This window comes from Micromonospora haikouensis, from assembly GCF_900091595.1.
GTDB lineage: Bacteria > Actinomycetota > Actinomycetes > Mycobacteriales > Micromonosporaceae > Micromonospora > Micromonospora haikouensis.
The window spans coordinates 1-12,409 of the sequence record NZ_FMCW01000050.1 but is presented as its reverse complement, the minus strand read 5'-3'; the positions used below and the strand labels follow the sequence as shown (position 1 = coordinate 12,409).

Annotated in this window: 11 protein-coding genes; 7 read left to right on the top strand and 4 right to left on the bottom strand. The window is 72.3% G+C overall.

What is annotated here, in order from left to right:
- Window positions 1-118 precede the first annotated feature (118 nt).
- On the bottom strand, window positions 119-526 hold the full coding sequence (locus tag GA0070558_RS30750; RefSeq protein ID WP_077936918.1) for a hypothetical protein: 408 nt from the start codon (window positions 524-526) through the stop codon (window positions 119-121).
- 305 nt (window positions 527-831) lie between these two features.
- Between GA0070558_RS30750 and GA0070558_RS30745 the strand changes: the two genes are divergently transcribed.
- Window positions 832-1,227: a hypothetical protein gene (locus GA0070558_RS30745; RefSeq protein WP_043962619.1), complete on the top strand. Its 396-nt coding sequence runs from the start codon at window positions 832-834 to the stop codon at window positions 1,225-1,227.
- 82 nt (window positions 1,228-1,309) lie between these two features.
- Here the strand turns inward: GA0070558_RS30745 and GA0070558_RS30740 are convergent, their stop codons facing one another.
- The 3 genes from GA0070558_RS30740 to GA0070558_RS30730 all read right to left on the bottom strand — a co-directional run bounded on the left by GA0070558_RS30740 (window position 1,310) and on the right by GA0070558_RS30730 (window position 5,295).
- The gene (locus GA0070558_RS30740) at window positions 1,310-2,317 is read right to left on the bottom strand and encodes a sporulation protein (RefSeq protein WP_091286475.1); all 1,008 of its coding nucleotides are present in this window, start codon (window positions 2,315-2,317) and stop codon (window positions 1,310-1,312) included.
- Between the two features lie 202 nt (window positions 2,318-2,519).
- On the bottom strand, window positions 2,520-3,293 hold the full coding sequence (locus tag GA0070558_RS30735) for a DeoR/GlpR family DNA-binding transcription regulator (protein WP_091286446.1): 774 nt from the start codon (window positions 3,291-3,293) through the stop codon (window positions 2,520-2,522).
- The gene (locus GA0070558_RS30730; protein ID WP_091286442.1) at window positions 3,259-5,295 is read right to left on the bottom strand and encodes a beta-galactosidase; all 2,037 of its coding nucleotides are present in this window, start codon (window positions 5,293-5,295) and stop codon (window positions 3,259-3,261) included. The genes GA0070558_RS30735 and GA0070558_RS30730 overlap by 35 nt, the downstream gene beginning before the upstream one ends.
- A gap of 286 nt (window positions 5,296-5,581) precedes the next feature.
- On the opposite strand from GA0070558_RS30730, the gene GA0070558_RS30725 reads away from it, so the two are divergent.
- From GA0070558_RS30725 to GA0070558_RS30700, 6 genes are all read left to right on the top strand, one after another.
- Window positions 5,582-6,913: an ABC transporter substrate-binding protein gene (locus tag GA0070558_RS30725; protein WP_091286439.1), complete on the top strand. Its 1,332-nt coding sequence runs from the start codon at window positions 5,582-5,584 to the stop codon at window positions 6,911-6,913.
- A 22-nt stretch (window positions 6,914-6,935) separates the two neighbouring features.
- Window positions 6,936-7,892, top strand: coding sequence for a carbohydrate ABC transporter permease (locus tag GA0070558_RS30720; RefSeq protein ID WP_077936910.1), 957 nt, complete (start codon window positions 6,936-6,938; stop codon window positions 7,890-7,892).
- Window positions 7,889-8,800 carry a carbohydrate ABC transporter permease gene (locus GA0070558_RS30715; protein WP_077936909.1) on the top strand — a complete coding sequence of 304 codons (912 nt, stop codon included), beginning with the start codon at window positions 7,889-7,891 and terminating at the stop codon, window positions 8,798-8,800. The genes GA0070558_RS30720 and GA0070558_RS30715 overlap by 4 nt, the downstream gene beginning before the upstream one ends.
- The gene (locus tag GA0070558_RS30710; RefSeq protein ID WP_091286436.1) at window positions 8,797-10,929 is read left to right on the top strand and encodes an alpha-galactosidase; all 2,133 of its coding nucleotides are present in this window, start codon (window positions 8,797-8,799) and stop codon (window positions 10,927-10,929) included. Before GA0070558_RS30715 ends, GA0070558_RS30710 begins: the two co-directional genes overlap by 4 nt.
- Window positions 10,930-11,010: 81 nt before the next feature.
- Window positions 11,011-12,075: a MerR family transcriptional regulator gene (locus GA0070558_RS30705; RefSeq protein ID WP_077936907.1), complete on the top strand. Its 1,065-nt coding sequence runs from the start codon at window positions 11,011-11,013 to the stop codon at window positions 12,073-12,075.
- A gap of 135 nt (window positions 12,076-12,210) precedes the next feature.
- Window positions 12,211-12,409 (top strand): transposase domain-containing protein (locus GA0070558_RS30700; protein ID WP_256092224.1); only part of this gene is annotated, 199 nt, incomplete at its 3' end.

Here is a 12,409-nt window from a genome sequence, read left to right as displayed (position 1 = left end):
CGGCACTTTGGCGTCCTCCGCCGCGTGGCCCGGCCCCTTCCGAATCTTGGACAGTTACCGTCTACAACGGACGGTAACTGTCCAAGATTGGCGTGGTGGAGGAGCTTGCGGCGCGGCGTCAGTCCTCGGTGAAGTTGCCGACCTGGCTGGCGCTGCTGGACTGGTCGCTGGTCGCGCCGCCCGCCGGGGTGCTCAGGCCACCCGTGGTCGCGTCGCCCGTCGTGGTCGGGGCGACCTTTCCCGGGTGCCGCTCCGGCTGCCGGGCCACCCGGCGGGTGCTCGCGGGCCCGGCCGTGCCGCCGGTCGTGGTGATCGCGCCCTGGCCCCGGGTGGGGCCGCCGTCGCGCAGCACCGCCGGGTCGATCCGCACGTGCGCCGGGTCGTCCGGGTCCTCGTCCTGGATGACCCGCTGTACGTCGGTCTGCGGCACGGTGACCTCGTCGAGGGCCCCCTCACCGTAGACGCCGCCGGTGATCCGTTCCTCGGCCTTGCGGGCGGACTCCCGCATCCTGTCGTCCTCACGCACGTCCATCACCTCGCAGAAGTGTCGGAATCTTCCTGCGTGCCCGGCCCGGGGGCGACCAAACGTGCCGGGGCCGCGCGCACCGGCCGCCAGGCCGGGCCGCACCCCGAGCGACAGGCCAGGTCGCACAGGCCCGCACAGGCCGCCCGCGAGCTGCTGCTATCCGGCGACGGGAGGGTGTTACCTCGCCGGGTCGGCCGGGTAGTCGGGGGGTGCCCCCGCCACGAACGTGAACCGTGCCGTGGCCGAAACGCGGTAGCGGGGCGAGGGAGCGCAGTAAGGACTCATCGCATCCTGAGGAGGACAAGATGAGCACGCAGGCTGCATCCACCAGGCCGATGAACCGCACGCAGGAAGCCCCGAACCGGGCGATGAACGACGTGCCGAACCGCGCGATGCAGGAGGCACCCACCCGGCCGATGCCGATGATGCACGACGGGCACCGGGAGCCGATGATGGCGCCGGGCACGGAGACCAAGCAGGCCTTCGCGACCACGGAGTTCTGGGTCTACGTCGCCTCCGTCATCGGCGTGCTCGCCGCGTCGTACCTGGTCGGCAAGAACTCGGTCGGCGTGGACATCTTCCGCGCGCCGCAGGCCTGGTTCTTCATCACGCTGCTGACCATCGGTTACCTCGGTAGCCGGGGCCTGGCCAAGGCCGGCAGCAACTTCCGCAGCGGCGCGGAGCGCAAGGCCCGGCACTGACGCCGGACCAGCTCCGAGCAGCACGGTGGCCCGCCGGGATTCCCGGCGGGCCACCGTCGCCTTTCTTCGCGTACGTGCGGAACTACTCCTCGCCGAAGCCCCAGTCCTCGGCGAAGTCGCCCTCGACGGCGTCCTCGATCATCTCGCCGGCGACCATCCCGCCGACCGCGCCGAGCGCCGCCCCGGCGACGATCCCGCCCATCCCCGGCCCCCGGCTGTGGCCGTGGCCGTGCTGCGTCGGGTAGCCGTGCGTGGGGTAGCCGTGCTGCGGCGGGTAGCCCTGCGGGGCCCCGAAGCCCTGGGCGCGCAGGCCGCCGTAACGCGACGTGGTCTCCTGCAGCCAGCCGTCGACCACCTGCGCCCAGTCGACGCGGTCGGCGTCGGCGTGCGAGACGGTGTAGCGGCCGAAGACGTCGTGGCCGGCGCTGAGGAAGCCGCCCCGCTTGTCGCACTCCAGGATCACGTCGATGCCCTGCTGGCTGGTGACGAACGTCAGCTCGACCTCGTTGATGACCTGCGCGTACTGCGGGGCCGCGAAGTATTCGATCTCCTGGTAGAAGGGCAGCGTCTGGTGCACCCCCCGGATGTGGCCGCGCTCCAGGTCGGCGCCCTTGAAGCGGAAGCCGAGCCGGGCGAACGCCTCCAGGATGCGCTCCTGCACCGGCAGCGGGTGCACGGCGACCTGGTCGAGGTCGCTCTTGTCGACGGCCCGGGCCACCGCCACCTCGGTGCGCAGCCCCATCGTCATGCCGTGCAGGCGCTGGCCGTACACGTCGGTGATCGGGGTCTCCCACGGCACCGGGAGCTGGAACGGGATCGACAGCTGCTGCTTCGGGGCTAGCTCGAAGGCCCCGCTGACCGGCATCCGGTGGAACTCCATGACGCCCGCGTACTCGCTGTCACCGCTCTCGATCTCGACGCGGGTGACCAGACCGACGGCGATCTGCTCGATGGCGGCCGGGGCCTCCCCGCCGACCAGGTTGACCCGGCCGTCGAGGGCCAGGCCGGGCCGGGTGTTCGGGTTCGCCAGGACGGTGTCCACGGTCGGACCGCCCACCCCGAACGCGCTCAACATCTTCTTGAAGACCATCGCCACTCCCGCAGGTGCGCGCTCCACCCTGGAGCGTCGCAGCTCACCGGACCGACCCTAGCCTGCACCGCTGTGAGATGCCTGGGAACACCCCGTACGCCCTGCTCGGCGGCGCCCAGACCCGGGCGCGACTCCCAAGCGCGTGGCCAGGGCGTGAGAAGGGGACCCTTCTCTACCGTATGCGTTAACAAGGGGCCCTTCCTTACACCTCCACCACGACCAGGTCGCCCACCTGCTCGGCGAGCGGGGCGCGGGCGGCCGGGTCGAGCCCCGCGTCGGTGATCAGCACGTCCGCGTCGGCGAGCGGGGCGATGGTGGCGATGCCGATGGTCTCCCACTTGGTGTGGTCGGCCAGCACCACCAGCCGCCGGGCGGCGTGCACCAGCCGCCGGTTGATGCCGGCCTCCAGCAGGTTGGGTGTGGTGAAGCCGGTGCGCGGGCTCATCCCGTGCACCCCGAGGAAGAGCACGTCGACGTTGAGCGTGCTGACGGCGGCCTCGGCCACCGGCCCGGTGAGCGCGTCCGACGGGGTGCGGATGCCGCCGGTGAGCACGACCGTGCGGTCGGCGCGCGGGTCGGCGTAGAGCGCGTCGGCGACCGGGATCGAGTTGGTCACCACGGTCAGCCCCCGCACGTCGGCGAGCAGGGTCGCCAGGGCGGCCGTGGTGGTGCCGGCGGAGAGCGCGATCGCCATGCCGGGCTCCACCAGGGTGGCGGCCCGCTCGGCGATGGCCCGCTTCTCGTCGCGCTGACGGATCGACTTGGCGGCGAAGCCGGGCTCCTCGGCCGAGCCGGGCCCGGCCAGGGTCGCCCCGCCGTGCACCTTGTCGATCAGCCCGCGCTCGGCGAGCGCCTCCAGGTCGCGGCGGATGGTCATGTCGGAGACGCCGAAGCGGGTCACCAGGTGGCTGACCCGCACGCCGCCGCGCTGCCGGATCAGCTCAAGGATGGCGCTCTGCCGTTGCTGGGCGAGCATCGGAGTCCTCCTCCCGGACCACGGCCACCTCGCCCGGGGCGACCTCCAGCTCCCCGGCGCACCGTCCGCCCGCGAGCAGCTCGGTGCCGGTGGCGGCGATCCGGGCCGGGTGGTCGGTGTGGTTGACGACGAACAGCCAGCTCCGCCCGTCACCCCGGCGGCGGACCACCTCCACCCCGGGCGGGGCGTCGGCGGCCGGCCGGACCCCGGCCTCGGCCAGCAGCCGGGCCACCAGGCGGTCGGTGGCGGCGTCGTCGAGCCGGGTGGCCGCGTACCAGGCCGCGCCGGCGCCGACGGCGTTGCGGGTCAGCGCCGGGACCCCGGGCAGGGGCCCGTCGGCGTACGCGGCGACGACCTCCGCGCCGGCCGGGTGCAGCCACTCGGTCCACACGTCGGCGGCGGAGCCGTCGTCGAGGGTGACCCGCTCGCCCTCGCGCAGCGGGAAGAACTCCTCGGTGCGGATGCCGAGCAGTTCCCGGAACGCGCCGGGGTAGCCGCCGAGCCGGACGTGGTCGTGCTCGTCGACGATGCCGCTGAAGTAGGTCACCAGGGCGGTGCCGCCGGCGGCGACCCAGCCGTGCAGGGCCTCGGCGTCGGCGTCGCGGACGAGGTAGAGCGTCGGCACCAGCACGAGGCGGTAGCGGGACAGGTCGGTGGACGGGTGCACCACGTCGGCGGTGACGCCGGCCCGCCAGAGCGCGCCGTGCAGGGCGGCGAGCCGGTCGGCGTACGTGACGTCGACGCTGGGGTGGGAGTCCAGCTCGACGCCCCACCACGCCTCGTAGTCGAACAGGATCGCCACGTCGGCGTCGACGCGGCTGCCGCGTACCTCGGCGAGGGCCTTCAGGTCGGCGCCGAGCCCGCACACCTCGCGGAAGACCTTGGTGTCCGCCCCGGCGTGCGGGACGAGCGCCGAGTGGTATTTCTCCGCCCCGGCCCGGGAGGCCCGCCACTGGAAGAACAGCACCCCGTCGGCGCCGCGGGCGACGTGGGCGAGGCTGTTGCGGCGCAGCTGCCCGGGTGCCTTCGCCACGTTGCGGGGCTGCCAGTTGACGGCGCTGGTGGAGTGCTCCATGAGCAGCCACGGCGCGCCGCCGGCGACGCCCCTCGTGTGGTCGGCCGCCAGCGCCAGCCCGACGTGCGACTGCGGGTCGGCGGCGGTGAGGTAGTGGTCGGTGGCGACCAGGTCCACGTCGGCGGCCCAGGAGTGGTAGTCCATGTGCTTGCTCATGCCCACCATGAAGTTGGTGGTGACGGGCTGGGCGACGATCCGCTTGAGCAGGTCGCGCTCGGCGCGCAGCTGGGCGCGCTGCTCGTCGGAGGAGAAGCGCAGGAAGTCGAGCTGCTGGGTGGGGTTGGCGAAGGTCGGCGCGGCGCGCGGCGGGTTGATCTCGGCCCAGTCGCCGTAGCGCTGGCTCCAGAAGAGGGTGCCCCACGCCTCGTTGAGGGCCGCCAGGTCGCCGTAGCGCTCGCGCAGCCAGCCCCGGAACGCCGCCGCGCTCACGTCGCAGTAGCAGTGCACGTTGTGGCAGCCCAGCTCGTTGGAGACGTGCCACATCACCACGGCGGGGTGGTCGGCGTAGCGGGTGGCGACGGCCTCGACGAGGGCGAGCGAGCGCTCGCGGAACACCGGCGAGCTGGGGCAGTACGCCTGCCGGCCGCCCGGCCACAGCACGGTGCCGTCGGCGCGGCGGGGCAGCGTCTCGGGGTGGGCGTGGGCCAGCCACGGCGGCGGGCTGGCGGTGGCGGTGGCGAGGTCGACCGAGATGCCCCCGGCGTGCAGCGTGTCGAGGGCGCGGTCGAGCCAGCCGAAGTCGTACGTGCCGGGGGTGGGCTCCAGCAGGGCCCAGGAGAAGATGCCGACGGAGACCAGGTTGACCCCGGCCCGGCGCATGAGCTCCACGTCCTCGGCCCAGGTCGGCTCGGGCCACTGCTCGGGGTTGTAGTCGGCGCCGTAGTAGATGCCGTCGCCCTGCCAGCCGGTGTCGTGTCGATCCCGCATGAGGGCACAGCGTGCCCGCGCGGCTCACCCAAGTCAACACTTTTCAACATCGCGGTTCTTTACAACGTTTACCTCGTCGATCCCCTTGTCACAGCGCGGTTTCGATCGACAGATCGACCCTTGACAGCGCCCGACGGACGAGTAGCTTGAGGCGCCTATGGCCGTTCGTGTTCGCTGATGTGGGTTCACGGTGGATCCGCTGTGGCATTCCCGAACGCCGACCGCCCCACCACCCCCACCACCCCTCCCCCGGGTGCCGCACCCCTTCTCAGCCGCAGGAGGCACCATGTCCCGTCCCCGCACCCAGGCCGAGTACCTCGCCCGGCTCGTACCCCCGTCCGTCGCCGGCCTGCGCCGGCGCTCCCTGCTGGCCGGCGCGGCCGGCACGGGCGCCCTGCTCGGCACCGGCCTGCTCGCCGGCTGCGGCTCGGACTCCGAGTCCGACGGGGCGGAGTCGAAGACGGTGTCGCTCGGCTCGAACCAGTCCGACCCCAAGCCCAAGGACGTGATCGCCAAGGTCATGGCCGGGTTCCAGACCGCCTCCGGCGTCGAGGTCGCGATCAACACGGTCGACCACAACACGTTCCAGGAGAACATCAACAACTACCTGCAGGGCAAGCCGGACGACGTCTACACCTGGTTCGCCGGCTACCGCATGCGGTTCTTCGCGGCGAAGGGCCTGGCCGGCGACGTCAGCGACGTGTGGGGCAAGCTCTCCGGCTACTCCGACGCGTTCAAGAAGGCGTCGACCGGCGACGACGGCAAGCAGTACTTCGTGCCGGCGTCGTACTACCCGTGGGCGATGTTCTACCGCAAGTCGGTGTGGCAGCAGCGCGGCTACCAGGTGCCGAAGACCCTCGACGAGCTGAACGCCCTCGGCGCGCAGATGAAGAAGGACGGCCTCAACCCGATCGCCTTCGGCGACAAGGACGGCTGGCCGGCGATGGGCACCTTCGACATCCTCAACCTGCGGATCAACGGCTACCAGTTCCACGTCGACCTGATGGCCGGCAAGGAGGCGTGGACCTCCGACAAGGTGAAGAAGGTCTTCGACACGTGGGCGGGGCTGTTGCCGCTGCACCAGGCCGACAGCCTCGGCCGGACGTGGCAGGAGGCGGCCCAGTCGCTGCAGCAGAAGAAGTCCGGCATGTACCTCCTCGGCCTCTTCGTCGGCCAGCAGTTCAGCAACGACGAGCAGGACGACCTCGACTTCTTCACCTTCCCCGAGATCGACCCGGCGATCGGGGCCAAGGCCCTGGACGCGCCGATCGACGGCTACATGATGGCCCGCAAGCCGAAGTCCGAGGCCAACGCCAAGAAGCTGATGGAATACCTCGGCTCGAAGGACGCCGCCAACGTCACCGTCAAGAACGACCCGAGCACGCTGGTGGCCAACAGCGGCGCCGACGTCAGCGGCTACACCGCGCTGCAGAAGAAGGCCGCCGAACTGGTCGGCTCGGCCACCGAGATCGCCCAGTTCCTCGACCGGGACACCCGGCCCGACTTCGCCTCCACCGTGATGATCCCGGCCATCCAGCAGTTCATCAAGGACCCGAAGGACATCAGCGGGCTGCTCACCAGCATCGAGAACCAGAAGAAGTCGATCTTCACCGACTGACGACGGCGAGAGGCGAGGACACGTGTCCGACCTGCCCCTGATCCAAGCGGATCCCGCCGTGTCGTCGCCGGCCGCGACCGCCCGCAAGGGTGGTCGCGGCCGCGGGCCACGGCTCCTGTCCCGCACCGACCGCGTGGTGATCGCGCTGATGGTGCTCGTACCGCTGCTACTGGTCGTCGGCCTGGTGTGGTTCCCGGCCGTGGCCACGGTGGCGCTGTCCGGCACGAACTGGGACGGCATCGGCCCCATCAGCGAGATCGAGTGGGTCGGCGGCCGCAACTACTCCGACGTGATCAACATCTATCCGCCGTTCGTGCCGGCCGTGCAGAACAACCTGCTCTGGCTCGCGGCGCTGTTCGTGGTCGCCACCCCGTTCGGCATGTTCCTCGCCGTGCTGCTGGACAAGGAGATCCGGGGCAGCCGCTTCTACCAGACCGCGCTCTACCTGCCGGTGGTGCTCTCGCTGGCGCTCATCGGCTTCGTCTGGCAGCTCATCTACTCCCGCGACCAGGGCCTGCTCAACGCGGCGCTGGGCACCAGCACCGACTGGTACGGCGACCCGGACGTCAACATCTGGGCGGTGCTCGTCGCCGCCGGCTGGCGGCACGTCGGCTACATCATGCTGCTCTACCTCGCCGGGCTGAAGGGCGTCGACCCGTCGCTGCGGGAGGCCGCCGCCGTCGACGGCGCGTCCGAGGCCACCACCTTCTTCAAGGTGGTCTTCCCGGTGCTGCGGCCGATCAACATCATCGTGCTGGTGGTGACGGTCATCGAGTCGCTGCGCGCGTTCGACCTGGTCTGGGTCGTCAACAAGGGCCGCAACGGGCTGGAGCTGATCTCCGCGCTGGTCACCCAGAACGTGGTCGGCGAGGCCAGCCGCATCGGCTTCGGCTCGGCGCTGGCGACGCTCATGCTGGTCGTCTCGCTGGTCTTCATCACCGTCTACCTGGCGACCGTCATGAGGGAGAACCGGAAGTGACCGCCGCTGCCCCGACCCGCGTACCGGCCGCCGCCGCGTCCACCCGCCGCCGCCGGCCGCCCCGACCCGCCCGGGTCGTTCTGCACCTCTTCCTGGGCGCGGTCGCCGTCGGCTGGCTGTTCCCGATCCTCTGGGCGGTGCTGACCTCGCTGCGCTCCTACGAATACACCGCCGCCAACGGCTACGTCTCCCTCGGCGGCTGGACCCTCGACAACTACGTCACCGCGTGGCGCACCGCCGAGTTCGGCAAGCACTTCCTCAACTCCGTCTACATCACCGTCCCGGCGGTGCTGCTGACGCTGTTCCTGGCCTCCTGCGTCGCGTTCGTCATCGCCCGGTTCAGCTGGAAACTCAACATCGTCCTGCTCGGCCTGTTCACCGCCGCGAACCTGCTGCCCCAGCAGGCCCTGCTGATCCCGCTGTTCCGGCTGTTCACCGAGGTGCCGCTGCCGCTGTTCATGAGCGACTCGGAGCTGCTCTACGACAGCTACTGGGGGCTGATCCTGGTCAACGTCGCCTTCCAGTGCGGTTTCTGCGTCTTCGTGCTGAGCAACTACATGAAGGCCCTGCCGCACGAGCTGTACGAGGCGGCGATGGTCGACGGGGCCAGCGTGTGGCGGCAGTACTGGCAGGTGACCATGCCACTGTGCCGGCCCGCGCTGGCGGCGCTGGCCACGCTGGAGGTGACCTGGATCTACAACGAGTTCTTCTGGGCCACCGTGCTCATGCGCACCGGCGACAAGTTCCCGGTGACCAGCTCGCTGAACAACCTGCGCGGCGAGTTCTTCACCGACAACAACCTCGTCTCGGCCGGCTCCGTGCTGGTCGCGATCCCCACCCTGGTGATCTTCTTCCTGTTGCAGAAGCAGTTCGTCCGGGGCCTGACGCTGGGAGCTTCGAAAGGATGACGATCGTCCACCTGCGCCGGGCCGCGACCAGCCTGGTGCTCGACGCACGCGGCCCCGGGCTGCCCCGGGTCGCGCACTGGGGCGCCGACCTCGGCCCGCTCGCCGCCGACGACCTGACCGCGGTGGTCGCCGCGACCGTGCCGCCGGTGGCGCCGAGCAGCTTCGACGCCCCGACCGTGCTGTCGCTGCTGCCGGAGGCGAGCGCCGGCTGGAGCGGCCGGCCCGGGCTGGCCGGGCACCGCGCCGGCACCGCCTGGTCCACGGCGTTCCGCCTCGACGCCCTCGACGTCACCGACGAGCCCGACGGTCCCGCTCGGGTCGCGGTGACAGCCAGCGACCCCGACGCGGCACTGACCCTGACCGTCGAGGTCGAGCTGGACCCGGCCGGGCTGGTGCTGCTGCGGCACCGGCTGCGCAACGACGGCGACACCCTGTACGAGCTGCGGGAGCTGACCGGCGTGCTGCCGGTGCCGGCGGTCGCCACCGAGCTGCTCGACCTGACCGGCCGGTGGTGCCGGGAACGGTCGCCGCAGCGGCACCCGTGGCCGATGGGCGCGTGGGTGCGGGAGGGCCGGCACGGGCGCACCGGGCACGACGCGACGCTGCTGCTGGTGGCCGGCACCGCCGGGTTCGGCTTCCGGCACGGCGAGGTGTGGGCGGTGCACACCGCGTGGAGCGGCGACCACGTCACGTTCGCCGAGCGGCGGCCCACCGGGGACGCCACGCTGGGCGGCGGCGAGCTGCTGGGCAGCGGGGAGATCACGCTCGGCCCCGGCGAGTCCTACGCCACCCCCCTGCTCTACGCGGCGCACTCGACCGCCGGCCTGGACGGGCTCAGCGACGCGCTGCACGCCCACCTGCGCGCCCGGCCGGGGCACCCGCGTTCGGCGCGGCCGGTCACCCTCAACGTGTGGGAGGCCGTCTACTTCGACCACGACCTGGGCCGGCTGCGCGCCCTCGCTGACCACGCCGCCGCCGTCGGGGTGGAACGGTTCGTGCTCGACGACGGCTGGTTCGTCGGCCGCCGGCACGACCGGGCCGGGCTCGGCGACTGGTACGTCGACGAAACGGTCTGGCCGGGCGGGCTGCAACCGCTGATCGACCACGTGCGCGGGCACGGCATGCAGTTCGGCCTCTGGGTCGAGCCGGAGATGGTCAACCCCGACTCCGACCTGTTCCGCGCCCGCCCCGAGTGGGTGCTCCAGGTGCCCGGCCGGCTGCCGCCCGCGTGGCGGCACCAGCAGGTGCTCGACCTGGCCAACCCGGGCGCGTACGCGTACGTGCTGGGGCGGCTCGACGCCCTGCTGCGCGACCACGACGGCATCGCGTACCTGAAGTGGGACCACAACCGGGACCTCACGGAGGCCGGCCACGCCGGACGGCCCGGGGTGCACGCGCAGACCGCCGCCGCCTACCGGCTGCTCGACGAGCTGCGCGCCCGCCACCCGGGGCTGGAGATCGAGAGCTGCTCCTCCGGCGGCGCGCGGGTCGACCTGGAGATCCTGCGCCGCACCGACCGGGTCTGGGCCAGCGACTGCAACGACGCCCTGGAGCGGCTGGCCATCCAACGCTGGACCGGGCTGCTGCTGCCGCCGGAGCTGGTCGGCAGCCACGTCGGGCCCGACCGCTCGCACACCACGCACCGGGTGCACGACCTGGGCTTCCGGGCCGCCACCGCGCTGTTCGGCCACTTCGGCGTCGAGTGGGACATCGGCTCGGCGAGCGCCGCCGACCGGGTCGAGCTGGCGGCCTGGGTGGCGCTGCACAAGCGGCTGCGACCGCTGCTGCACGCCGGCCGGGTCGTCCGGGTCGACCACCCCGACCCGGCCGTCTGGGCGCACGGCGTGGTCGCCGCAGACCTCACCCACGCGGTGTACGCCGTGGCGCGCGTCGCCACCTCGGTCGCCCAGGTGCCGGGCGCACTGCGGCTGCCGGGGCTCGACCCGGCCCGCCGGTACGCGGTCCGGCCGGCGGCCGGCGTGCCGGAGCCGGCGGTGCTGCAGCTGACGGACCCGGGCTGGCTGCCCGGGGTGACCCTGTCGGGCGCGGTGCTCGCCTCGGTCGGCCTGCAGCTGCCGGCCCTGCACCCCGAGCAGACCCTGCTGCTGGAGGTCGACGCGGTCGACTGATCCCCGTCTTGACCTTCCCCCTCGGGCAGGCCACAGGCTGGTGCCTGCCGGTCGCGGTGACCGGCACGAGGAGGACGCGACGTGGGGCTGCTGACCATCGGAGGGTTCGCCAGGGCCGCACGGCTGACGCCGAAGGCGCTGCGCCTGTACGACGAGCTGGGCCTGCTCCGGCCAGCGGCGGTCGATCCCGAGTCGGGCTACCGGCTCTACGACCCGGCCCAGTTGGAGCGGGCCCGGCTGATCGCCTCGCTGCGGCGCATCGGCATGCCGCTGGCCGAGATCGGTGCCGTCTGCGGGCTGCGGCCCGAGGCGGCGGCCGAGGCGGTCGACGCATACTGGCGGCGGGTAACCGCCGACACGGCGGAACGCGGTCGCCTCGCCACCCTTCTCGTCGGCAACCTGTCCGGAAAGGGGTCCGTCGTGGACCACCACACGCTCGCCGTCCGCCACGCCACCCGGTGCGAGATCGGGGCCGCGCGGGACAGCAACGAGGACGCCGCGTACGCCGACGAGCGGCTGCTGGCCGTCGCCGACGGCATGCGCGGGCCCGGCGGCGCAGCGGCCAGCGCCGCCGCCATCGACGTCCTCCGGGCGCTGGAGCCCGCCGACATGCCGGCCACCGAACTGCTCGCGCTGCTGGCCGACGGGGTCGACGAGGCCCACCGCGCCGTGCGCGGGCTGGCAGTGGACCCGCACCAGCCGGTCACCACGCTTACTGCGCTGCTGCGCTCCGGCTCCCGGGTGGCGCTGGTGCACGTCGGCGACAGCCGGGCGTACCTGCTGCGCGACGGCGAGCTGCACCGGCTCACCCGGGACCACACGTACGTGCAGTCGCTGGTCGACGCCGGCCGGCTGGCCCCGGAGGCGGTCGCCGCCCACCCGCAGCGGGCCGTGCTGGTGCGCGCTGTCGGGGCCGGCGGCGAGCACGTCGAGGCGGACCTGGGGCTGCGCGACGCCCGCGCCGGTGACCGGTACCTGCTCTGCTCCGACGGGCTCTCGGCGGTGGTCGACCCGGCGGCGGTGCGTGAGGCGCTGGGCGAGGTCGGCGGGCCGGACGAGGCTGCGGACCGGCTGGTCGCACTCGCGTACGCCGTCGGCGCGCCCGACAACGTCGCCTGCGTGGTCGCCGACGTCGTCGCGGTCTAGCCCCAACGCCGTTCAGTTAGGGCGTGGCGGGGCTGGTCAAGGGGTGTGTTGATCAGGGTGTGAGAGGCGGGGTTCCGGTATCAAGGTTTGTCACTCCAAGACAACCCGAACCAGGAACCCCGCTCGGTGGAACAGATTGCCATAACACGGACGGTCACGGTAGCTGCCGGACCGTTCGCGGCGGGTCATCTCGGTGAGCTGACCCGCCTCGTGCCGTTCGAGATGGTCGATGACGTCCTCGCCGCGACCCGGCGTACGCAGCGACGTGTGCGCCTGTTGCCGGCCCGGGTCGTGGTGTACCTGCTGCTGGCCGGCTGCTTGTTCGCCGACTGCG

Coding starts and splice junctions, on each gene's coding strand:
- GA0070558_RS30745 (WP_043962619.1), top strand. CDS start 832: ATGAGCACGCAGGCTGCATCCACCAGGCCGATGAACCGCACGCAGGAA.
- GA0070558_RS30740 (WP_091286475.1), bottom strand. CDS start 2,317: ATGGTCTTCAAGAAGATGTTGAGCGCGTTCGGGGTGGGCGGTCCGACC.
- GA0070558_RS30735 (WP_091286446.1), bottom strand. CDS start 3,293: ATGCTCGCCCAGCAACGGCAGAGCGCCATCCTTGAGCTGATCCGGCAG.
- GA0070558_RS30730 (WP_091286442.1), bottom strand. CDS start 5,295: ATGCGGGATCGACACGACACCGGCTGGCAGGGCGACGGCATCTACTAC.
- GA0070558_RS30725 (WP_091286439.1), top strand. CDS start 5,582: ATGTCCCGTCCCCGCACCCAGGCCGAGTACCTCGCCCGGCTCGTACCC.
- GA0070558_RS30710 (WP_091286436.1), top strand. CDS start 8,797: ATGACGATCGTCCACCTGCGCCGGGCCGCGACCAGCCTGGTGCTCGAC.